Here is a 21,163-nt window from a genome sequence, read left to right on the forward strand (position 1 = left end):
TATCGAATGTCTGTATCTATTACCCCTTCTATTATTAACAGCAGTCCTTGACGCTTTCTGTTAAGTTTTAAAGCTGAAAGCTAAAGTAAGACTTTCCTGGAGATCAAAAAAAGACCAAGGCGATCTATACGACTTCCTTGGTCTTTGACTTCTTCTATTCAACTGTTACTGATTTTGCAAGGTTTCTCGGTTTATCAACATCATGTCCTAATCCACATGAGATATAATATGCAAAAAGTTGTTGAGGGATATTAACAAGTAACGTAGTAAGCATCCAATGGGTCTTAGGAACCATAAACACATCATCTGCAACGTGTTCAGCCATTGTATTGCCTTCAAGGGCAATAGCAATAACATCTGCGCCTCGCGCTTTGACCTCTTTAATATTGCTAATTGTTTTTTCCATCAACTCTTCTTGCCCCAAAAGCCCCATCAAGACAGACCCCTTTTCAATTAATGCAATCGGACCATGTTTGAGTTCTCCTGCTTGATAGCTTTCTGCATGTAAATAGGCAATTTCTTTAATTTTTAATGCGCCTTCCAGTGAAGCTGCATAATCTAGACCTCTACCAATGTAAAATATATTCTTCATGCTTTTATGCTTTTGTGCTAATGCTTTAACCTCATCACTTCGGTCCAAAATATGTTGAACCTGGTCAGGTAGCTTAAGAAGAGCCGCTTTAAATTCATTAAACTCCTGATCACTTACCTTTCCTAATATCCTTCCCATACGCATGCATAATAGATACATGGCAATTAGTTGAGAAGAATATGCTTTTGTCGAAGCTACCGCAATCTCCGGTCCGGCACTTGTATATAATACATCATGCGCTTCTCGTGATATCGTTGACCCAACAACATTGACAATGGCCATAACTCTAGCTCCCGCTTGTTTTGCCATTCGAAGCGCTGCTAAAGTATCTGCTGTCTCCCCCGACTGGGACACAACAATCATTAACGTATTTTCATCAAGAATTGGATCTTTATATCTAAATTCCGATGCCACTTCTGCTACCACCGGAACACGTGCAATTTTTTCAATTAGTTCTTTTCCAATTATGCCTGCATAATACGCCGTACCACAAGCGACAATGTATATCTTATTCACTTTAGCTAGGACTTCTTCGTCGATTTTGATCTGATCTAAAACAACCTCGACAGATTCATGAGACAATCGACCATTTAACGTGTCTTTAATCACTTTTGGCTGCTCAAAAATCTCTTTTAGCATAAAATGATCATAGCCACTTTTTTCTGCAGCGTCAATATCCCAGGTTACCGTAAAAACTTCTTTTTTCAATTCACGTTTGCTTTCATCAAATATTTTTACTGAATCCTTGGTTAAAATAGCCGCTTCGCCATCTTCCAAAAAATACACATTCCGCGTATATTTTAAAAGTGCAGGAATATCCGATGCCAGGAAGTTTTCTTGCTCTCCTAGTCCGATTACTAACGGACTGTCTTTTCGAACTGCAATAATCTGGTCAGGGTTTTGATGTGAAATGACCCCTAACCCATAAGAGCCTTTTAAGTTTTTTGTCGCAGCCATAACTACCGAGAAAAAGTCTTCATGCACTTCTTGCTTTAAGGTATCTTCGATTAGATGAACGATAACTTCTGTATCAGTCTCTGAAGCAAACATATAGCCCTTCTTCTGAAGTTCATGTTTGATTTCTAAATAGTTTTCAATGATTCCATTATGAACAACTGCAATATCTGTTGCAGTATTCATATGGGGATGTGCATTGTCATAAGAAGGTTCCCCATGTGTTGCCCACCGTGTATGTCCAATTCCCATAGTTCCTGACAACGGTTGTGCTTCTAGACAGATTTCTAAATCTTTTAGTCGCCCTTTTGTTTTAACAAGTTCAATGGTTTCATCAAAAACAGCCACCCCTGCCGAATCATAGCCTCGATATTCTAATGCTTTTAGTCCGTCGACTAGAAAAGGCGTGGCTTTTTTATTTCCGATATATCCAACAATTCCACACATAATAGGCTCCTAACTTAACAATTCTTCAATTAAAGTTGCAAGTGCATTTGCATCGCGCTGAAGTTCAGCTTTGTTCTTGCCTTCAATCATTACACGCACTAACGGCTCAGTTCCTGATGGACGTATTAACACACGACCTTCTCCTGCAAATTTTTCTTCAAGTTGTTCAATTGCTTCTACAATGGTAGGGTTGTTTTGATATGCATATTTTTTTTCTGTCGTTACTTTGGCATTAACAAGCACTTGAGGTAATACATTCATAATGGATGCTAATTCAGACAGTTTTTTCCCTGTATCTTTAACGACCTCAAGAACATGTAGTGCCGTTAACAAGCCATCACCTGTGGTGTTTTCATCCAAGAAGATGATGTGTCCTGACTGTTCTCCGCCAATGTTATAATCTTCTTCTAGCATTCGCTCTAATACATAGCGATCCCCGACTTGAGTCTGAACAATATTTATGCCTTGCTCTTGTCCCATAAGGGTAAAGCCTAGGTTACTCATAACTGTTCCGACAATGGTATCTTTTTTTAATGTTCCTTTATTTTTCATATAATTTCCACAAATAGCCATGAGTTGATCACCATCAACTAATCGTCCATGCTCATCAACAGCCAAGCATCTATCTGCATCTCCATCAAATGCAAATCCAATATCAGCTCCGACTTGGATAACATATGCCTTCAAGTCTTCCATATGTGTTGATCCACATGCTTTATTGATATTCGTTCCATCTGGCTCATTATGAATAATCACAACCTCAGCTCCTAGCTCTCTAAGCGCTTCAGGTGCTGAAACATAGGATGCGCCATTAGCACAATCTATGACGACCTTCAAACCGTCAAATCGATGATTCACTTGTCGTTTTGCATAGCGAATATAATCATAGATACTTTCAAATCGATATTGCACACGCCCTATCCCTGTACCTATGGGTAATTCAATGCCTTCACAGTTATTATTGATAATCGCTTCGATCTCTTCTTCAAGGGCATCTGATAGTTTATACCCTGCACTATTAAAAAACTTGATTCCATTATATTCCACCGGATTATGGGATGCGGAAATAACAACACCTGCATCTGCCTCATATTCTCGCGTCAAATATGCTACTGCCGGAGTTGGCACCACTCCAATGGATATCGCATTGGCTCCAACCGAGCAAATCCCTGCAATCATAGCCGCCGTTAACATTTCGCCACTTAATCGTGTATCTCTTCCAATAAGGATTGTTGGCTTATGGCTCTTCTCCTTCGTTAATACGTAGGCACCTGCCTGTCCTAATCTATATGCTAAATCTACTGTGAGCTCTTTGTTCGCAACACCTCTAACGCCATCGGTTCCAAATAATATCCCCATCTACGTTCTCCTTTCATTTTTTTCACAGGTTTAATTATATCATGTACCAGCTAAACTGCAATTTATTTAGGCGAAAAAAGAACATCAAATCTCCTATGGTATATACCACTTCTGTAATGGTACACATACACTTTCAAAAGATTTGATGTCTATTTATTGTTCACCTTATCTACTCTAGTTGTTCCTCCGACTCTTCGTCAATAATCGGAGCTTCTGTTATGCTTCGTGTTAACTCAATTAATATACTTGGACGTTCAGAAACCAATTCAACGTTAGAAGGAATGAAGATATTTAACTCTACCTCATGAATCCCTTCCTCTAGGTTATCTACATTAAGGCTTGGAGAAATACGCTCTATCGTCACATTTTCAAGTTGAGACTGTAATCCTCTAAACGTCACCGCATACCCTGTTGTTTCTTCTACATAGGCAAATTGCATATCCTCAGGAAGTCGTCTAAGCGTTATGTCGCCTGAATTAATCTCAACTGTTTTTTCTAATATCGGTTCAACTTGGATTACAACCTCAACACTTTGAATGTCGTTATGAATATAAATACCTAAAGGCAATAAATCCGCAACATTAGCTGTAACTGTTGTTGTCTGTGTCAATTGTGTCATTCCAATGTCCGCTATCGTTATGTTTTTGATTGCATCAATATCGTTTTCATCGCCACGCACTCTAAGCTTGTCCTGACTCAACGATATGTCAACAACTTCATATCCTTCCGCAGCCAAATTATTTAAATCCGTTAATATATCAATTGATTTCACTTTATCAATCGGAACTTGAATTTGTACTTGTGTTATACTCTTACTTAAGCCTCGAATGATATTATTGTTATCATCAATAATCTGAGGGGTACTATATAGTGTCACATCACGTACAACCCCTTCTATGTTGACCGGTACAAGCACGCTTTTAATGAGACCAATCTTAGATTCCGGTCCTTGTATTTCAATGTTATTCGGGGAGATAACCGGATCCAAGTATACGTAATTCTCACTTGGCTCTCCTTCCATATAGTATTGAATTTCCTTTTGTACCGTGATGATATTCTCTAAGTCAACCATCATCACACTTGGCATTTTATCAATCACTGTAACACCATCTGGAACTTCTATTTGGATGTCTATCGCTCCCGTTATAGATTTTTTTTCTAAATCTGCATAGGCATGAACATCACGACTCGTCATCCGATCTACTACAGAACGCTTTCCACGAACACGAACCGATATTGTCTCGCCTTCTCTATATTCAATTGCTTTCATTTCAGATGTTATGGCTTCTTCATTAATCTTTTCCACAGATATATCACCAATGACTCGTGTTGTCAACGGATCTTCATAGTTAACCACAATGAGCCAAATTAAAAATGCAAGAATGATTGAAAGCAGCTTCCACCCTAAGTTATTCGTTATCTTTTCTACCAACTTTAGGCCACCCCTTCCACAATTTAAAGGCTTTTTTCTCTGTTGAATTTAGGTATAGATGTAATAGTTTGTTTTTTAAATATTCTGCTTCAACTCCACGTACAAGATTTCCACCTAGAGCAGCAGATACTTTTCCGTTTTCCTCAGATACAATAATAACAATAGCGTCTGATACTTCGGATATCCCTAACCCGGCTCTATGTCTCGTCCCTAATTCTTTGCTTAAGGACTTGTTATCTGATAGTGGCAAGTAGCATGTCGCCGCCTCAATTCGATTGCCACGAATAATAACCGCTCCATCATGTAGTGGTGTGTTATGTTCAAAAATATTCATAAGAATTTGTTTTGTCACATAAGCACCGATTTTTATCCCTGTTTTTTCATATTCATCCAACCGCTCTTTTTGTTCAATAACAATGAGGGCTCCTGTTTTCGCACTCGACATTTCAAAGACAGCTTTTACAATCTCTGAAATAATTGTCTCATCAAGCCCGCCTTCTTTATCTCTATTATCATCAAATGAAATGATTGAGTTTAAAAAGTTTTTACGCCCAAGCTGTTCAAGGGCACGTCGCAATTCAGGTTGAAACACGATAATCAGAGCTATAATACCTACATTTATAGTTTTGCTGAAAATCCATAAAATCGTATTAAGCTCAAATATTGTTGCAATTGCCGATACCATCCCTAAGACAATAATGCCTTTGAACAATGTCCATGCACGTGTCCCTCGTACCCAAAGCATCAGTTCATAGATAACAAATGCGATGATGAAAACTTCAATCAAGTCTTTGACTTTGATGGTCGGTAATTGATACATAAATTCATAAATTGCTTCAAGTAAATCTTTTATCGACGTCATTGCGCCACCTCAATCAATCTTAAATCACTTCTTATAATCGTTTAATTTCTTTGTGCGTTCTTACGGCTTTAACCTTTGGAATGGTCTTCACATAATAATAGTAATCATCATCTTCAAACTGAAGACTTTCAGCACTTTTATAATCCAAGCTAAACTTGAAGAATTGCATAACTCCAACAAGTCCTGCTGAAAGTATCGTTCCAAGGATTGGCCATACAAGTCCAAGCTGTGTGTTTAAAACTACATTACCAATACTATAGATAATAATATATGTTAATGCGCCTACACCAATTGTGATATACCAGATATAATCTATCTGTAATTTTTTTACAAAATACATAACCACAATAACTGCTGAAAATGCAAAAATCATTAAAAGTAACCCTTTGTCATTTAATAATACATTGGACAAATAGCCATACATATCTAAAATAATATCTGGACTTTCAAACAATGTTGCACCGTCTACTCTTAAATCCATAAGTCCCGGAATATATTTTGTGAACTGATAGACCCCCAGTCCAACAGCAATAGGAATCAACGTTCCCGGTCCAAAGAACAATCCTGCGAATAAAGGCACAATATATACCATGTTGATACTGGCTAATAATGGTACAATAATAATAAAATAGCTATACTTTGGTTGTAAGCGACCAAAGAGCAAGTAAACCGCAATCATAAGTAATGTAACAATCAACATTACTTCCATCGACGCACTAAATAGTTGAATAGCGACTACAAAAATCAATAGTAATAAAAACCAGCTTCCAGGTAAAAAAGCCGCCATCAATGCCAATGCAATATTAATGGTAATCTTTGACAATGCAGGTGAATATGCCAAAAATGCGTTTAAGCGCATTAATATAATCAGTGCAACAATAAATTTTCCAACCAAATTAACGATAAAATCAAATCTCTTATATAAAGCTACCATAATAGCTTTAATTTCTAGTAAACGTGTCATCGTGCTCCTCCCGACTACTTGCTTTTTGAAAACTGTTCTAAAGCTTTCAATTCTTTTTCATATTCTTTGACGCGCATGTATGCATCGTTATATTCATTGCGGTAGATTCTTCCACTAACGAATGCATAGACCACCATCGTAAATACCCATATTGCTAAATAGTTGATACCGACTCCGACAAAATCAAAATCCGTAAAAGTTGCCATATTTCCCAAAAATGCTACTGCAAAATCTGCCCCTAAAATGATGATGAGTGCAATCGTTACAAGAACGCAAGTTACAAATCCATTATAAGAAATATAATCATTCTTCAAGCGTTGCGTAATCTCCAAATCTTTCTTTCCTTGGTTCTTCTCATAGGAGGCTAGCTTTGTCATTAGTATAATTTTCTTTTCATTAACCATGGAACTACCTCTTTTCTTAGCGTTTTGCATCATTACCATTATATCATATTTCTTCTCTTATACAAGAAAAAGCCCTACCAATAACATTACAATTTGATGACAGAAAAAAAGCCAAATGATATATCGATTTGCATCGAGGGGTAAATATATCATTTGGCTTATGTACCTATTCATGTTTTTTAGCATTAATAGATCTTTTCATTGTAGTGGAACAAGTACATTCGGTAGAGTCCTGCACCTTGCATGGCGATAAGGCTTACTGGAATAACCCACTCTTCAATGGCGGGTTCCATTGGCAAGAACACCTTCCAAATCAATATGATATCAATAAAAATCAATGCAGGAACTAACCAATATTTATGCAAGAGCCATAAAATTTTTTTCCGTCCTTTAGGAATATCCTCAGATTGGACCTCTCGGTCTTTAGTGTAGCAGTGTACATGTGCAATAGGTATTCCACGGACACTATTATAATAACGTTCCGCTGTGTACTCCACACCATTTAGGGTAAATTCGGGGTACATCGATTCCTTGGTGATAACAATATCCACATTCTCTTTTTGCGCATACTCAAACAAGGCATCGGAAAAACCACGGGCATTTGTTATGGCTACGTTTGGCATAAAGGTAAAATCTCGCTCTTTATTGAGCTCACGTAATTGCTTGTAATCATGAACCCAAGAAGTAAAAAATCCAAATTTACTTCTATCTTCCATCTCTTCTAGGCACTGATCTACGTTAAGCGTCTGAATCTCTTTACTTCGCCCTTTTAGTTGATCACAAAATTGTATAGCCGCCTGCAATGCATTCGCCTTTTCTTCAAGACGAAGCTTTTGATTGGATAAAGCCTGTTCCAATGTCTGCTCATTTTCAAGTACTTCTTTAATCTCGTCTAAAGGCATATCCAACATCCGAAACATTTTAATGACTTTAATGGTCCAAATATCTTTTTCACCATATACTCTATAGCCGTTTTTTTCATTTCGCTCCGGTGAAAGCAATCCTTCTTTTTCATAAAAGCGAAGATTACGTTTAGATACATTGGTCATCTTTTCAACTTGATTAATATTTATTTTGTTTTCCATCATTTTATCCACCTCCACTTATAATATAAGGGTTACACCTCATAGAAGGTCAAGCTTTTTTATATATTTTATCATAAAACCCAAAAAAAACCATGAAATACATACGCTTTCATGGTTTTTATACATTATGTGTATTGATATTTTGTTATTTTTCGATTGGCTTCATTGTTGGGAACAACAAAACATCACGAATTGAATAGGAATTGGTTAATAGCATGACCAGACGGTCAATACCGATTCCCAAGCCTCCTGTCGGTGGCATACCATATTCAAGAGCCAATAAAAAGTCTTCATCAATCTGATTGGCTTCTTCGTCTCCTGCTTCGCGAAGTAGTTCCTGATATTCAAAGCGCTTGCGTTGATCAATCGGATCGTTTAGCTCTGAAAAGGCATTTGCAAATTCACGTTTTGTAATAAACAATTCAAAACGCTCCGTATATTCCGGATTGTTCGGTTTACGTTTTGCAAGTGGAGATATTTCCACTGGGTGGTCCATAATAAACGTAGGTTGTACCAAATGTTCTTCTACAAATTCCTCAAAAAATGCATTAAGTATCTCACCTTTTTTGAAATGCTTTTCTACCTCAACATGATGCTCTTTTGCTAATGCATGTGCTTGTTCATCCGTTGTTATCGTATCAAAGTCAATGTTCGCATATTTTTTCACAGCATCAACCATTGTTAAGCGTTCAAATGGTTTTCCTAGATCAATATCGACATCGTCATACGTTACTGTCGTAGCATTTAATACATTTTGCGCCACAGTACGAATCAAGCTTTCTGTTAAATCCATCATACCATGATAGTCCGTGTACGCTTCATATAATTCAAGCAATGTAAACTCAGGATTGTGTCGTACAGATAATCCTTCATTTCTAAACACGCGTCCAATTTCATATACACGTTCAAACCCACCAACAATCAGTCGCTTTAACGGCAACTCAAGAGATATTCTTAAGTGCATCGGTAAATCCAGCGCATTATGATGTGTATTAAAAGGTTTTGCCGCAGCACCACCAGGGATAGCAGTAAGAACCGGTGTCTCAACTTCTAAGTACTCTCTTGCGTCTAAGAATTTTCGAATTTCCTTGATAATTTGTGATCGTTTTGTAAATGCACTCTTTACATCCGGGTTCACAATTAAATCAATGTATCTTTGTCGATAGCGCGTATCCGTGTCTTTTAGCCCATGGAACTTCTCCGGTAAAATCTGAAGACTCTTAGACAATAATACAACCTTCTTGGCCTTTACCGAAATCTCTCCTTTTTGGGTTTTGAAAACATCACCAACAATTCCAACAATATCACCTAAGTCATAGTGCTTGAATTCTTCATAGTCTTGTTCACCAATGGTATCTTTACGAACATAACACTGAATCTGTCCATCTCGGTCTTGAATATGGCAAAAAGATGCTTTTCCCATGAGTCGCTTCGTCATAATACGACCTGCTACCTTGACTTGTGCACCTTCATACTCATCAAACTTCTCAAGTATGTCTTCACTTTTATGTGTTACTTCAAATTGAGTAATCTCAAAAGGATCTTTCCCCTTATTTTGAAGTTCCTCAAGTTTCGTTCTACGAATTTGAAGCAGTTCATTTAACTCTTGACCTTCTGGATTCATACTATTGTTTTCAGACACTTTATGCACTCCTTTTTATTTTATTTATCTATGTATCTCTAATACTTTAAACTTTACTGTTCCACCTGTTTTTAAGTCAATCTCTACGATGTCGCCTTCTTTTGCCCCAAGTAATTTTGCCCCGACTGGCGATTCATTGGAAATCTTACCTTTTAAAGGATCCGCTTCGGTTGAGCCGACAATGGCATAGTCAAGTTCTTCTTCAAATTCAAGGTCATACAAGCGAACCTTGCAACCAATACTTACCATACTCAAGTCAACTTCGTCTTCATCAATTACTTCGGCATTTTTTAATATCTTCTCCAATTCAACAATACGTGCTTCAATCTCACCTTGTTCATCTTTTGCAGAGTCGTATTCGGCATTTTCGGATAAATCGCCTTGCGCTCTTGCTTCTTTAATTTTTTCTGCAATTTCTTTTCGCTTTACAAGTTTTAAGTGTTGTAACTCGTCTTCTAAAGCTTTTAACCCATTATACGTCAGAATATTTTTCTTGTCTGGCATTTTTACTACACCTCGTCTTTCTTATAGGGGTGCGCATGCGCACCAGCTACAATATGATATATTCGTAGTATTATAACTTAATCTACTCTCCTTGTCAAACCCTTATATAAAAACAGCTTTAGGCGTTTTTGAGCTGTTCTAAAATCTCATGAACATCTGCTATACTTTCAACCCGATTAATACCTGCTCGAATTTTCGTTGCATTTTTTAACCCTTTGGTATACCACGCAATATGCTTACGCATCTCTCGCATAGCAATGTATTCTCCTTTATATTCAATCAACATTTGACTGTGTCGCTGAATCATTTGAATGACAGCATCAATCGTTGGAGGTATATATGTGCTCCCATCGATTGCAGCACTTAGTTCAGCAAAAATCCATGGGTTTCCCATCGCCGCACGTCCAACCATCACACCATCACATTTTGAATGTTCTAGCATCGCTTTTAGCGAATCCCCATCAACAACATCTCCATTACCGATAATAGGAATCGAGACACTTGCCTTAGCTTGGGCAATAACATCCCAATTAGCTGTACCACTATAATATTGTTCTCTGGTTCGTCCATGAATCGTTACCATAGAGGCACCTTCTGTCTCAGCAATTTTACAGACTTCCACTGCATTAATCTGTTCTGGCGAAAACCCAGAACGAATTTTTATGCTTATCGGTTTATCTACTGCATTAACCAGCGCCTTAACAATAGCACCAATTTTTTTAGGGTCTTTCATAAGTGCTGATCCTTCACCGTTGTTTACAACTTTTGGTACCGGACAGCCCATATTGACATCAAAACAATAAATACCATCATGGTCAATCCTTTTAGCCATCTCACTGAGAATATAAGGATCATTGCCAAAAAGCTGTACCCCTACTTGTTCTTCGTCTTGACCTATTTCTAAGATAAGCTTTGATTTTTGATTGCCATAGCTAATTGCTTTGGCGCTGACCATCTCTGTAAAGGTTAATTCACACCCTTGTTCTTGACATAATTGACGATATACGCGATCCGTCACGCCAGCCATTGGTCCTAACAACAGACCTTTTTTTAACTCAATGTTTCCGATTTTCATGGATTCTCCTACTTTTTAGCATTCTTCTCATATATATACTTTAATCCTTTTAAGGTTAATTCACTATCATATATCAAGTCATCATCCATAGAATCAATGATGATGCGTCCAAGGCCTCCCGTTGCCACGACTTTCATCTCCATATTCATCTCTTTTTGGATTTGTTCAATGATGTATTTTACTTGTCCAATATAGCCATAAACTAATCCTGCCTGCATACTTGTAATCGTATTTTTTGCAAGAATACTAGACGGTTTTTTAATTTCCACTTCCGGAAGTTTGGCTGTCTTTTTCCATAATGAATCTGCAATAATACGAATACCCGGCGACGTTATTGCTGCTTCAAACACACCTTTTTCTGTCACAACATCATAGGTAGTTGCTGTCCCAAAATCAATAATAATAATTGGTCCACCATACTCTTTATACCCTGCAACAGCATCCACGATTCGATCCGAACCGACTTCAGATGGGTTGTCCGTATGAATGGATATACCTGTTTTTATCCCCGGTCCCACAATCATAGGCTCTTTGTTCAAATACTTGCGTATACCATTGGTAAATGAATACATAATATCAGGGACAACTGACGATATAATAACATCTTTGACCTCACGGGCATAGATTTTGAATTCTTTAAGTACCGTCACAATAAAGACTCCATACTCATCGGATGTCTTTTCTGACTGTGTTCGCATACGAAAACGCGCAACGAGTTCCTCTTCTTTAAATACTCCAAATGTAATGTTGGTATTTCCAACATCAATGACTAACAACATGCTATCACTTCTTTCTATTTTTTTCTTAGAATAAGGAGAGTCAGATGACTCTCCTTATTCTAATTATACTTTACAGGTACTTCCTTTATTTTTTAATCAAGTTCGATTTATTGACCGCAAAATATGTCACCACAATCGCTGTTGTGATTACACCTGCAACAATAGCCTCTAACACTGCATTTGTTGTGATAATGGTAAAAAGCATTGCGCGAATGCCACCTGTTGTATCAATTCCATACATCTGCATCAAATCTTTTACATAAATAATGTAGAGCATAGAAAGTACTAAGATAGTATTGGTCATACTTCCAAAAATGCCGCCTACAGCCGCACTAATTGTTTGTCCGACTTTTTTGGACCCTGCAATTTTTTTTGTTAAGCTATAGGTATAGTAAGCGACAACACCTATGGCCATCCTTGGTAATACACTCACCAATGGATTAATAAATAGCGGGTCTAACGCTGTTACTGGCCGAGTCAACGCATTAAAAAGTGATATGATGCCCATAAAGGTTCCCATTACTAAGCCGTATAAAGGACCTAAGACAATACCTGTGATAATGGTTGGCACATGAACAATTGTTGCACTAACACTTCCTAGGGGAACAAACCCTATGGGTGTCACCGACAAAATAAATGTAACGGCTAACATAACACCTAAAAAAGTGAGTCTCCTTGTTTCTGATCGAATATTCATAATTTCCTCCTGTTCTCGTTCCATAATGGATACAAGACATATTAATAAAGTACCTAATTATTATAACAAAAATCTTAAAAAAAACAATTGTAAAATTCTTGAAGTGCATCAAACAGTTCTTCTTTTTCAATGAGATACTGTTTGATTTTTAAATGGGAACCAATCTCATCGTGATACCCATCAAAATCTTTAACCTTTGATTTGATAAACAATTGTCCGTCAACGTCAAATCCCATAATGAGCATACCGCCCACTTCTTCTGTATGCATAACCATCATAATTTGAATTTCTTTTTGAATGGCTTCAGGCAACGCATCAAAATCTTCGTTAAAATAATATAATTTGTCATAGCTATTGGATACAGCTAAAATAACCCCCTGATCATACTGCGCATTGTCCATAAAATATTCTTCCATTGTTATACAACCTTTCTATACATACCCATAAATTCCTCGAACCGATACTTCGCCTGAATTGACTTTGATCGTCTCTCCTTGAGTATTTAATACTAACAGTTCACCATACTTTGTAATCCCTTTTCCTATTCCTGTAAAAGAATGGGATTGCCCTTCAATACGAATATCGCCTTTTACATTAAGGCAAAGCTGTTCATATTCTTCTTGCATAAATGCTAAGTCTTTTGTTTTTAAAAACATATCCATCGCCCCCATAAATTCTGAAGCAAATAACTGAATATACTCCAATCGATCGAATGTAAACTTTTTAGACGTACAAGCCAATGTCAACGATGTTGCTTTTTCTTGAAGTTCTGGTGGAAAACTCTCCTGAGATACATTCATGCCAACGCCAACAACTAAGTAGTTGATTGCATCAATCTCTGCACTCATTTCCGTTAATATTCCAGCCACTTTTTTTCCTTGAATCACAAGATCATTGGGCCATTTTATCCTTGCATCCACATCATACAAACGATTAAGTGTCTTAGCAAGCGCCAGTCCGGCAATAAGTGTAACCATGGATGCTTCAGAAGGCATAATCTCAAGACGTAACAATAAGCTTACATAGCATCCGCTATCTTTTGGTGATTGCCATGCTCTTCCTCGGCGTCCGCGTCCGGCTGTCTGTTCTCGGGCTACAAAGCATCCATTCCCTGATACTTGCTCTGCCTTACGTTTTGCTTCAAGGTTTGTCGAATCCAGGGACTCATCAAGCTGAACATAAGTAAATCCATAGGCTCTAAGGGCGTGTAGCAATTGACTTTTTGAAAGCAAATTCGGTTCTTTGATAAGTCGATACCCTTTATTGCTTACAGAATCAATCTGATAGCCTTCCTCCTTTAGCCGTTTGATATTTTTCCATATCGCTGTACGACTAATTCCGATGAGCTGACTCATCTTTTCCCCTGATATATATGTGCTTGCATTCATCAGCAAGTCAAGTATTTTATCTTTGTTTTTCATATCTTCTTACTTTCTTCCCGTTGGATAAAGGCGGAAGGTTTCTAGAATCGATAGTTCAATCCCTTTCGCTATTTCATCATAATAACTTTGGTCTGTCAGTATTTTCAAATCTTCTGGATTACTCATATAGCCCATTTCTAAAATAACTGCGGGCATATTGGTTCCATTTAGGACATAAAGATTATCCCGTTGCTTAATTTTGTAATCCGGGAAAAGCGTATTTGCTGTGAAGGTGCGTTGAACCACCTCAGCCAGTTCAAAAGCATTTAATCCCGGTGTATCGCCTCCAGGTAAATACAACGTCTCCGTACCTCGGTATGAGGATTGCTTAAATGTGTTCGAATGAATACTTAAAAAGAAATCAGCTTCAACTTCATTGGCTAATACGCATCGTTGCTCAAGTGAAGGGCGAACGTCTGAAAGTCGCGTATAATAAACTTTGATATCCGGGTGTTGATCAAGGAGTTTTTTTAGTTCTAATGTAACACCAAGATTAATGTCCTTCTCATGATATTGACCTCCAGCTGCTAGCGCTCCCGGATCATTACCACCATGTCCTGCGTCGATGACGATGACTTTTTCATAGAGTTCTGTCGGCTTATACGCTTTAATGGCAATACCTTTTTCATCTTCTTGAACTCTAAATTCATAAATAGTCGCTGTTTTAATAGTCACTTCTGTATCTCCGGACGCGTTTAATTTCACACTAATATTATCAATAATACCGTCATTGACTTTGACTAAACCACTACCAAAGTGAGAGCGATAATCCCCAGGTATCGTTATGATATATTCTCGGTCTTGGTATCGATCGGTGTATTTGACTCCATCAACTTCTTCTATATCTTTTTCAATGATAACCGTTGGGACATCATCTGTACGATCATAAGCAATGTGTTCATATTCCGGCTCCATAATCTGCACACGTGTCGTCTGCCCATCTAGTTCTACAATCTCATAGTCCGGCTGACCATCAACATCCAAAACAATCCGTGTTGTTGTCGCATCAAACTGTGACGTTCGAATGTTGGTAACATATTGTCCCTCGGCATCAGCCTCTTGATATCCAAAAGGCGTTACAGTATTTGGAATGTCAAAGACAATTCTTGATGGATTGCTTAAACGAAAAGCTTGAACACCTCGCGCATTAACTCCACCAATTTCAACAAAATCGCCCTTTTCATTTTGCCCTAGCGTAATATTAGCAATGGAACTATTCATCGGTTTTACGTATATTTGATTTCGCTCCGGGTTTAAGCTTACAAAAAATTGATATCCTGATTCTTTTAAATCAAAAACAATTTTTCCATACGCTGTACCGTCTTCATCCGTATGTCGCCCCATACGAATTTCATCGGCAATGGGATTACGCTGATAATCTATATTCATACTCGAGCGGTCAAAGTCCGCATTTTCCACTTCGAGTATATATTTGCCTTCCCACATATAATCTTGTATATCCGTAATTTTACCATCAACATTGATGGTAAAATATAATGCGTCCATATCAAAATCAACATCTTTAATATACGCGAGTGGATGTTTTTCTCTTTTAATGGTCTCAATCGTTTGTCCATCCTCATCACCTTTAAAGACAACAGGATTATTCGACAAGTCTGTCGGCAACGGCCGTTTTGCATTATTCCCGTCAATACGGTCTACACTCTCTTCACCTAAATCACTAGGTTTTGAAGGTGTTAATTCCTCGTCAATGGTCTCATCCTCATCAAGCACACCTTCGTTGTCTATCTGTCCATCATCAACACCGTCATTTGGTGCTTTTGTCGCAAATGTGCTAATCAGTGCTGTATAGGTCGTCGGATCCCAGTCCACATTAAAACCCAGATTTTCAGATACAAATCGAAGAGGAATCATTGTCTTGGCATTGTCCTTGCTTCGATCACGAATAAGTTTTGCCGGCATGTCCAGGGGAATTTCTTCACCGTTCACCGTGGCAATGTTTGAATCAATCTTTAATTCGACGGTTGTATCTTCATATGTTATCCGTATTTCTTGTGTCTTTGTATCCCACTTTACTTCGCCACCAATCGCCCGACTCTCAAATACTTCTCGAACCGGCACTAGCGTATGGGAAGTGGAGGAAGCAATATCGTTAAACAATATTGCCGGCATATCTCCTGTCTCTAAGCGTGTTCCATCAATGGATAATGTGACTAGGCGATTACGGTATTTGTAAATCTGTCCGTCAAATTCAAGAAACAAATTTTCTGCATAGTCCCCTGCGTCCACATATATAACTTGAGTACTCATAACAATAAGCATTACGAGCACTCCTATAATTCGATATTTCATAGAAATGTTCTCCTTAAGGTCAACTGTTAAATCTAAAAATAACTTTTACATGCTTGATGAAATACATCGATGTGATTCCTACAAAAATACCCGTAAGAATACCTGCAACCATTAATATTGGCGCATAATATAATGCGATGGTTGTTCGTCCTGTAATAACGCTAAGCACAAGCAATTGACCTACATTATGCAATACGCCTCCAAGAACACTAATTCCAATGGTACTCACATATTTTTTAAAAAAGTGATAAACAAACACCATGCCTAAACTACTTAATACACCACCTGCTAAACTATAAAAAAAGCTCATCATGCTTCCGATAATGAGCGCCGTTAATAAAATACGACTAATCACAATCAAGAACACTTCACTTTTTTTAAAGTACACTACACAGGTTACTGTAATTATATTGGCGAGTCCTAGCTTCATGCCCGGTACATTATAGGGCAATGGAATGAAGCGCTCAAAATAGCTTAGTGCCATAGCTAAGCTAATAAGTAGCCCCATATAAACAATTTTTCTGGCTTTATTGTGAGATGACATCAATATCCCCTCCTTCGCCGATAATTTCTACTGTGAATCGGTTCGGAACGCATACAAGAGCCTCTCTAGCCTTTGTTGCATCTTTTGTGTTCACACAAATTTGGTCACGACAGTCTGCAGCAATAATGCTAGCACTGCCATCATGAATATGTAAATGGTTAAATCCATATTCCGTATGATATTCTTTATCGACCTCATCTTCTAGGTTAAAACGATCCACCACTTCGCCGTCAATACGTACTTCTACGATTAGCACATCATCTTCACCTTGACGCCCATTATATGTATACACACTAATAATGCCTATAATGATGAGGGCAAAAATAACGAGGTCACCTTTTTTCATCCTGCTTCCCTTCTATTAAGTTCAATACAAGCTCATAAATTTCTTCTTTGTTAATCTCATTGAGAATTTCATGACGTGCATTTGCAACACTTTTTAAATCCACATCATAACCTAAGCGTTTATACATATTATAAACACTCGTAACGCCTTCCATAAACTGTCCCACAGGGTCCATATCCCCTGAAATCAATGCAATAGGAATATGTGGAGTTTTTATGATATTCTCTTCATTTGAGACATAATCCAAGCCTTTGGCAAATTCTTTGTAAAACCGTGGTGAATATTGGTACCCGCATAATGGACTGTTAATGTACCAGTCCACCACTTTTTTATCACGTGACAACCAATCAAATTCTGTAGCGGCAGGCTCAAAGGTTTTGTTCATTCTTCCAACAAACAAATAATCTAAAGCCTTATTGCGTATAGAGGGCGCAACCGCTTCGCATGCTGCACTTAAAATGGCTCCGGCTTTATTTTCCAATAAATGTGAGTGCACAGTTCCCATAATAATTGCTCGGTCCACTTCTTCGCCATAAACTGTCAGATAATAGCGTAGCAGTACTGATCCCATTGAGTGTCCCAACATAATATGAGCCGTCTCTGGTTCGTTAGATTTTATGAATTTTTGCACATGATGAATATCTTCAATCATGTCTTCCCATGTATCATTGGTGAAGATACCTACGCGTTCATTTCTTTGAAGGCTTTTCCCATGTTTACGATGATCATGGATATAAACGGTATAACCATGTTCAACCAAAAACTGCGCAAAGTGCCCGTATCTTGCCCCATACTCTGCCATACCGTGTAAAATATGTACAATCCCTTTTACTTGTTCTTCGCTTTTGTTTTTATATCGTCTCAAAAATATCTTTTGATTTTTTGACCCTTGAATAACCCAAGTTTGTTTTTCCATAGTATCTCCTCCTTATTACAAAATATTGGTGAATGCTTTTAAACTAACATTGGCATTTAACGTTTCTTCCACGTCATCCCATTTGAGTCCATCATAACTCATATAGCCATCTCCATCTTTAAGGTTCACTGTGCTTATCCAAGAATTTTCTTTTTTAAACTCAGCCGCTACCGGATACTCGCTGTTTGGCGTCGTTATTTTAACAATAACCGCATACCGTCCATCCACAGGAATTGGTGTCTCAAAATCTACTGTGTAGTATCCTCCATATGTTTTGCTACCTCGTTTTATTAAACGCATATCAAAAAAGCTTTCTGTATTTTCATAGTTATCGACCACATATATTTCATAGGTTGAGGTCTCATCTGTCGCATAAAAACTGACAGCTTTAAGTTCTTCTGGCCCTTGGGTCTCATAAACATTAGAAAAATACGCCGTCTCCTCACCATATCCGATTTGTCCAACAAAACCAAGCCAATCCGCCTGATATATTTTGTCATAATTATCTACATTATCAATACGCGTATAGACAATGTTTTGTGTGCCAATCTGAATATCTTCATAGGAAATATAAAAATATCCTTCTTTTCCAAAGGCTGTTCCATAACTATTTTTAGCTAAGAAAGCTCCATTGCGTCTTGGTTCAATATTGAAGTTCTCTTTTGGGTAATTGTCATCCCATCCAATTAATACGACGTCATGATTGATTGCTTTGTTCCCATTATAATAATAACTTGCTGTTGTCGGGTTATAATAATCTGTATTTGCAGTAAACGTTAAGTCCGATACATGCATTGAACTTTGTACCCCTGCGTGCCCCATGATGGCCACTTTTATTCCCGCATAGTCTTTTGAAGGTATAAACTGCGCTTCTTGAAGGTGCTTAATAACTGGGGCCTGTGCATTCGTTTTTTTATCGTTGAACGGATCATCTTTTTCTAGTACCGGTCCTGACCAGCGTGTCAAATAGCTTAAGGCAATCATATAATTTCCACCTTTTGCCTGACTTAGATTGTAGCCGTGTCCAAGACTTAAATGGTCTTCTGAAAAATCCCATGTCTCTTTGGGCAATAGCGCTGATTCGAGAGCGCCAAGAGAGGCAAATGCCCAGCATGCACCTGTGTCAAACTGATTTCTTATAGGCGTTACTTTGCCATGATTGCGCAAATCATATTTTGCCGGTATTCGTGTAAATAAATTGGTCTCTTCTTCATAAGTAATGACAACTTTTTGTTCCGAAGCATTCCAAGTCACTGTGCTGCCAAAAGCTTCCAAAACCACACGGATAGGAAGATAGGTACGATTATCAATAATACGCGATTGCGTGTCATTTAATATTTTTTCACCGTTTTTATAAATGTACATCGCTCCAATAGGAACATCCACCCGCACTCCGTCTTTGACGGCTGAAGCCATTTGCTTTTTTGCATTCCAGCTTACACTTGCGCCTATCGCTTCTAATGTACGTCTAAATGGCACTTGCGTCCGATTGTTTTCATCAATAAATGGATAGCCATAATTGTCATTGAACGAAATCAATTTACCATTATACTCAATGACAGGACCAGCCTCTATGGCATCAATCGGCATATACATTATGGTGATCAGCATAATTGCAATCATCAAACTTGAAATTCTTCTCTTCACTTTTATTCTCCTCGCTTAGTGTGGTGGTCTTGGACCAAGGTATTGATAGATATATGATTTTAACATTCCGTTATACAATTTACGGTTTTTAGTCGCCTTTTTCCCGTAATGGCGCTCGAACTCTTCAAAAGATGTAATGATAAAAATACTCCAGTCCGTCAAAGGCTCAAAAACATTTCCCATTTGCTTATATAATGTTGCCACTGTAGATGCATCTTCCAGACGTTCACCATATGGTGGGTTGGTCACAATTACACCATAATGTTTTTTTGTCTTGAATTCACTTAAAGGACGATCTTGAAAATGGATATAGTCTTCTACATATGCATTTTGGGCACAATCTCTTGCAACATTAACGACTTTATAGTCAATATCAAACCCTTGTATATTTAGCTGCACATTATGATCAATCGCGTCATTTGCCTCATTCACTGCATCCATCCAATATTTTTTAGGAATAATATTTGTCCACTCTTCTGCCTCGAATTCTCTGTTAAGTCCCGGGGCAATATTAGCTCCAATCATTGCCGCCTCAATAGGAATCGTACCTGTCCCACAAAACGGATCTACTAATATACGGTCTTTATTCCATGGAGACAATAGCACTAAGGCCGCTCCTAGAGTTTCACGTATTGGTGCTTTGGCAATCATCTTACGATAGCCGCGTTTATGCAATCCATCGCCTGATGTATCTAAGGTTACATTAACCATGTCCTTTTTGATAAAAATACGAATAGGGTATGAGGCTCCCGTTTCTTCAATTACATCCGTATTATAGGCTTCTTTTAGGCGCTCTACGATTGCTTTTTTTACAATAGACTGAATATCTCTTGCACTAAAAAGCTTCGATTTAATTGAGTTCGCTTTTTTTACCCAAAACTTGCCGTCCTTTGGAATATACTCTTCCCAAGCAATCCCTTTAATTTTATCAAAAAGCTGTTCAAAGGTTGTTGCTTTAAAGTCATCAACTTCAATTAAAATCCGCTCGGCTACACGTAAGTTGATATTACTACGGCAAATCCCCCTTGCATCTGCTTGAAAGGTAACACGCCCATCTGTAACGCCTACGATTTCATAGCCTAAATCCTTGACTTCTTTTTTTACAATTGCTTCCAGCCCAAACATGCATGGGGCAGTTATATTATATATTTTCATTGGTACTCCATTCTTGATTTTATAT

The 21,163-nt window shown here is 37.9% G+C and carries 20 protein-coding genes; all 20 read right to left on the minus strand.

Annotated elements, in window-relative coordinates:
• Positions 1-154: 154 nt before the first annotated feature.
• The 20 genes from glmS to QBE53_13495 all read right to left on the minus strand — a co-directional run bounded on the left by glmS (position 155) and on the right by QBE53_13495 (position 21,138).
• Positions 155-1,993, minus strand: a complete 1,839-nt coding sequence (gene glmS, locus QBE53_13400) for a glutamine--fructose-6-phosphate transaminase (isomerizing) (GenBank protein WZL80787.1) — start codon at positions 1,991-1,993, stop codon at positions 155-157.
• Positions 1,994-2,002: 9 nt separating this feature from the next.
• Positions 2,003-3,352 carry a phosphoglucosamine mutase gene (gene glmM / locus QBE53_13405; GenBank protein WZL80788.1) on the minus strand — a complete coding sequence of 450 codons (1,350 nt, stop codon included), beginning with the start codon at positions 3,350-3,352 and terminating at the stop codon, positions 2,003-2,005.
• Between the two features lie 169 nt (positions 3,353-3,521).
• Entirely contained in the window at positions 3,522-4,784 is a 1,263-nt protein-coding gene (locus QBE53_13410; protein ID WZL80789.1) for a CdaR family protein, read from the minus strand.
• Positions 4,762-5,646, minus strand: coding sequence for a diadenylate cyclase CdaA (gene cdaA / locus QBE53_13415; protein ID WZL80790.1), 885 nt, complete (start codon positions 5,644-5,646; stop codon positions 4,762-4,764). The genes QBE53_13410 and cdaA overlap by 23 nt, the downstream gene beginning before the upstream one ends.
• Before the next feature lie 31 nt (positions 5,647-5,677).
• The gene (locus QBE53_13420; protein ID WZL80791.1) at positions 5,678-6,610 is read right to left on the minus strand and encodes a hypothetical protein; all 933 of its coding nucleotides are present in this window, start codon (positions 6,608-6,610) and stop codon (positions 5,678-5,680) included.
• A gap of 14 nt (positions 6,611-6,624) precedes the next feature.
• Positions 6,625-7,014 carry a hypothetical protein gene (locus QBE53_13425; protein ID WZL80792.1) on the minus strand — a complete coding sequence of 130 codons (390 nt, stop codon included), beginning with the start codon at positions 7,012-7,014 and terminating at the stop codon, positions 6,625-6,627.
• Positions 7,015-7,199: 185 nt separating this feature from the next.
• The gene (locus QBE53_13430; protein ID WZL80793.1) at positions 7,200-8,102 is read right to left on the minus strand and encodes a MerR family transcriptional regulator; all 903 of its coding nucleotides are present in this window, start codon (positions 8,100-8,102) and stop codon (positions 7,200-7,202) included.
• Positions 8,103-8,244: 142 nt separating this feature from the next.
• Entirely contained in the window at positions 8,245-9,723 is a 1,479-nt protein-coding gene (gene lysS / locus QBE53_13435) for a lysine--tRNA ligase (GenBank protein ID WZL83314.1), read from the minus strand.
• A gap of 42 nt (positions 9,724-9,765) precedes the next feature.
• Positions 9,766-10,245: a transcription elongation factor GreA gene (gene greA, locus QBE53_13440; protein WZL80794.1), complete on the minus strand. Its 480-nt coding sequence runs from the start codon at positions 10,243-10,245 to the stop codon at positions 9,766-9,768.
• Positions 10,246-10,363: 118 nt separating this feature from the next.
• Positions 10,364-11,320, minus strand: a complete 957-nt coding sequence (gene dusB / locus QBE53_13445) for a tRNA dihydrouridine synthase DusB (protein WZL80795.1) — start codon at positions 11,318-11,320, stop codon at positions 10,364-10,366.
• Positions 11,321-11,328: 8 nt separating this feature from the next.
• Positions 11,329-12,099 (minus strand): type III pantothenate kinase, encoded by a 771-nt coding sequence (locus tag QBE53_13450; protein WZL80796.1) that lies wholly within the window; start codon positions 12,097-12,099, stop codon positions 11,329-11,331.
• An 85-nt stretch (positions 12,100-12,184) separates the two neighbouring features.
• Positions 12,185-12,796: an ECF transporter S component gene (locus QBE53_13455; GenBank protein ID WZL80797.1), complete on the minus strand. Its 612-nt coding sequence runs from the start codon at positions 12,794-12,796 to the stop codon at positions 12,185-12,187.
• Between the two features lie 74 nt (positions 12,797-12,870).
• Complete coding sequence (locus tag QBE53_13460; GenBank protein WZL80798.1) at positions 12,871-13,212, minus strand: DUF6145 family protein; 342 nt, start codon at positions 13,210-13,212, stop codon at positions 12,871-12,873.
• Between the two features lie 15 nt (positions 13,213-13,227).
• On the minus strand, positions 13,228-14,217 hold the full coding sequence (locus tag QBE53_13465; GenBank protein WZL80799.1) for a biotin--[acetyl-CoA-carboxylase] ligase: 990 nt from the start codon (positions 14,215-14,217) through the stop codon (positions 13,228-13,230).
• A 6-nt stretch (positions 14,218-14,223) separates the two neighbouring features.
• Entirely contained in the window at positions 14,224-16,530 is a 2,307-nt protein-coding gene (locus QBE53_13470) for an N-acetylmuramoyl-L-alanine amidase family protein (GenBank protein ID WZL80800.1), read from the minus strand.
• 19 nt (positions 16,531-16,549) lie between these two features.
• Entirely contained in the window at positions 16,550-17,074 is a 525-nt protein-coding gene (locus QBE53_13475) for a Gx transporter family protein (protein WZL80801.1), read from the minus strand.
• Positions 17,058-17,420, minus strand: coding sequence for a NusG domain II-containing protein (locus QBE53_13480; GenBank protein ID WZL80802.1), 363 nt, complete (start codon positions 17,418-17,420; stop codon positions 17,058-17,060). Before QBE53_13480 ends, QBE53_13475 begins: the two co-directional genes overlap by 17 nt.
• A complete protein-coding gene (locus tag QBE53_13485) occupies positions 17,407-18,336 on the minus strand; it encodes an alpha/beta hydrolase (GenBank protein WZL80803.1) in 930 nt (309 codons plus the stop codon). Before QBE53_13485 ends, QBE53_13480 begins: the two co-directional genes overlap by 14 nt.
• A 15-nt stretch (positions 18,337-18,351) precedes the next feature.
• Entirely contained in the window at positions 18,352-19,983 is a 1,632-nt protein-coding gene (locus QBE53_13490; GenBank protein WZL80804.1) for a lectin like domain-containing protein, read from the minus strand.
• A 15-nt stretch (positions 19,984-19,998) separates the two neighbouring features.
• Positions 19,999-21,138: a class I SAM-dependent RNA methyltransferase gene (locus QBE53_13495; GenBank protein WZL80805.1), complete on the minus strand. Its 1,140-nt coding sequence runs from the start codon at positions 21,136-21,138 to the stop codon at positions 19,999-20,001.
• Between the last annotated feature and the right edge of the window lie 25 nt (positions 21,139-21,163).

The sequence above is a fragment of the Vallitaleaceae bacterium 9-2 genome (genome assembly GCA_038396585.1).
Taxonomy (GTDB): domain Bacteria; phylum Bacillota; class Clostridia; order Lachnospirales; family Vallitaleaceae; genus UBA1351.

Bases quoted from the DNA above. Each gene is read 5' to 3' on its own strand.
- glmS (WZL80787.1), bottom strand. From the start codon at position 1,993: ATGTGTGGAATTGTTGGATATATCGGAAATAAAAAAGCCACGCCTTTT.
- glmM (WZL80788.1), bottom strand. From the start codon at position 3,352: ATGGGGATATTATTTGGAACCGATGGCGTTAGAGGTGTTGCGAACAAA.
- cdaA (WZL80790.1), bottom strand. From the start codon at position 5,646: ATGACGTCGATAAAAGATTTACTTGAAGCAATTTATGAATTTATGTAT.
- QBE53_13420 (WZL80791.1), bottom strand. From the start codon at position 6,610: ATGACACGTTTACTAGAAATTAAAGCTATTATGGTAGCTTTATATAAG.
- QBE53_13425 (WZL80792.1), bottom strand. From the start codon at position 7,014: ATGGTTAATGAAAAGAAAATTATACTAATGACAAAGCTAGCCTCCTAT.
- QBE53_13430 (WZL80793.1), bottom strand. From the start codon at position 8,102: ATGATGGAAAACAAAATAAATATTAATCAAGTTGAAAAGATGACCAAT.
- lysS (WZL83314.1), bottom strand. From the start codon at position 9,723: ATGAATCCAGAAGGTCAAGAGTTAAATGAACTGCTTCAAATTCGTAGA.
- greA (WZL80794.1), bottom strand. From the start codon at position 10,245: ATGCCAGACAAGAAAAATATTCTGACGTATAATGGGTTAAAAGCTTTA.
- dusB (WZL80795.1), bottom strand. From the start codon at position 11,320: ATGAAAATCGGAAACATTGAGTTAAAAAAAGGTCTGTTGTTAGGACCA.
- QBE53_13450 (WZL80796.1), bottom strand. From the start codon at position 12,099: ATGTTGTTAGTCATTGATGTTGGAAATACCAACATTACATTTGGAGTA.
- QBE53_13455 (WZL80797.1), bottom strand. From the start codon at position 12,796: ATGAATATTCGATCAGAAACAAGGAGACTCACTTTTTTAGGTGTTATG.
- QBE53_13460 (WZL80798.1), bottom strand. From the start codon at position 13,212: ATGGAAGAATATTTTATGGACAATGCGCAGTATGATCAGGGGGTTATT.
- QBE53_13465 (WZL80799.1), bottom strand. From the start codon at position 14,217: ATGAAAAACAAAGATAAAATACTTGACTTGCTGATGAATGCAAGCACA.
- QBE53_13470 (WZL80800.1), bottom strand. From the start codon at position 16,530: ATGAAATATCGAATTATAGGAGTGCTCGTAATGCTTATTGTTATGAGT.
- QBE53_13475 (WZL80801.1), bottom strand. From the start codon at position 17,074: ATGTCATCTCACAATAAAGCCAGAAAAATTGTTTATATGGGGCTACTT.
- QBE53_13480 (WZL80802.1), bottom strand. From the start codon at position 17,420: ATGAAAAAAGGTGACCTCGTTATTTTTGCCCTCATCATTATAGGCATT.
- QBE53_13485 (WZL80803.1), bottom strand. From the start codon at position 18,336: ATGGAAAAACAAACTTGGGTTATTCAAGGGTCAAAAAATCAAAAGATA.
- QBE53_13495 (WZL80805.1), bottom strand. From the start codon at position 21,138: ATGAAAATATATAATATAACTGCCCCATGCATGTTTGGGCTGGAAGCA.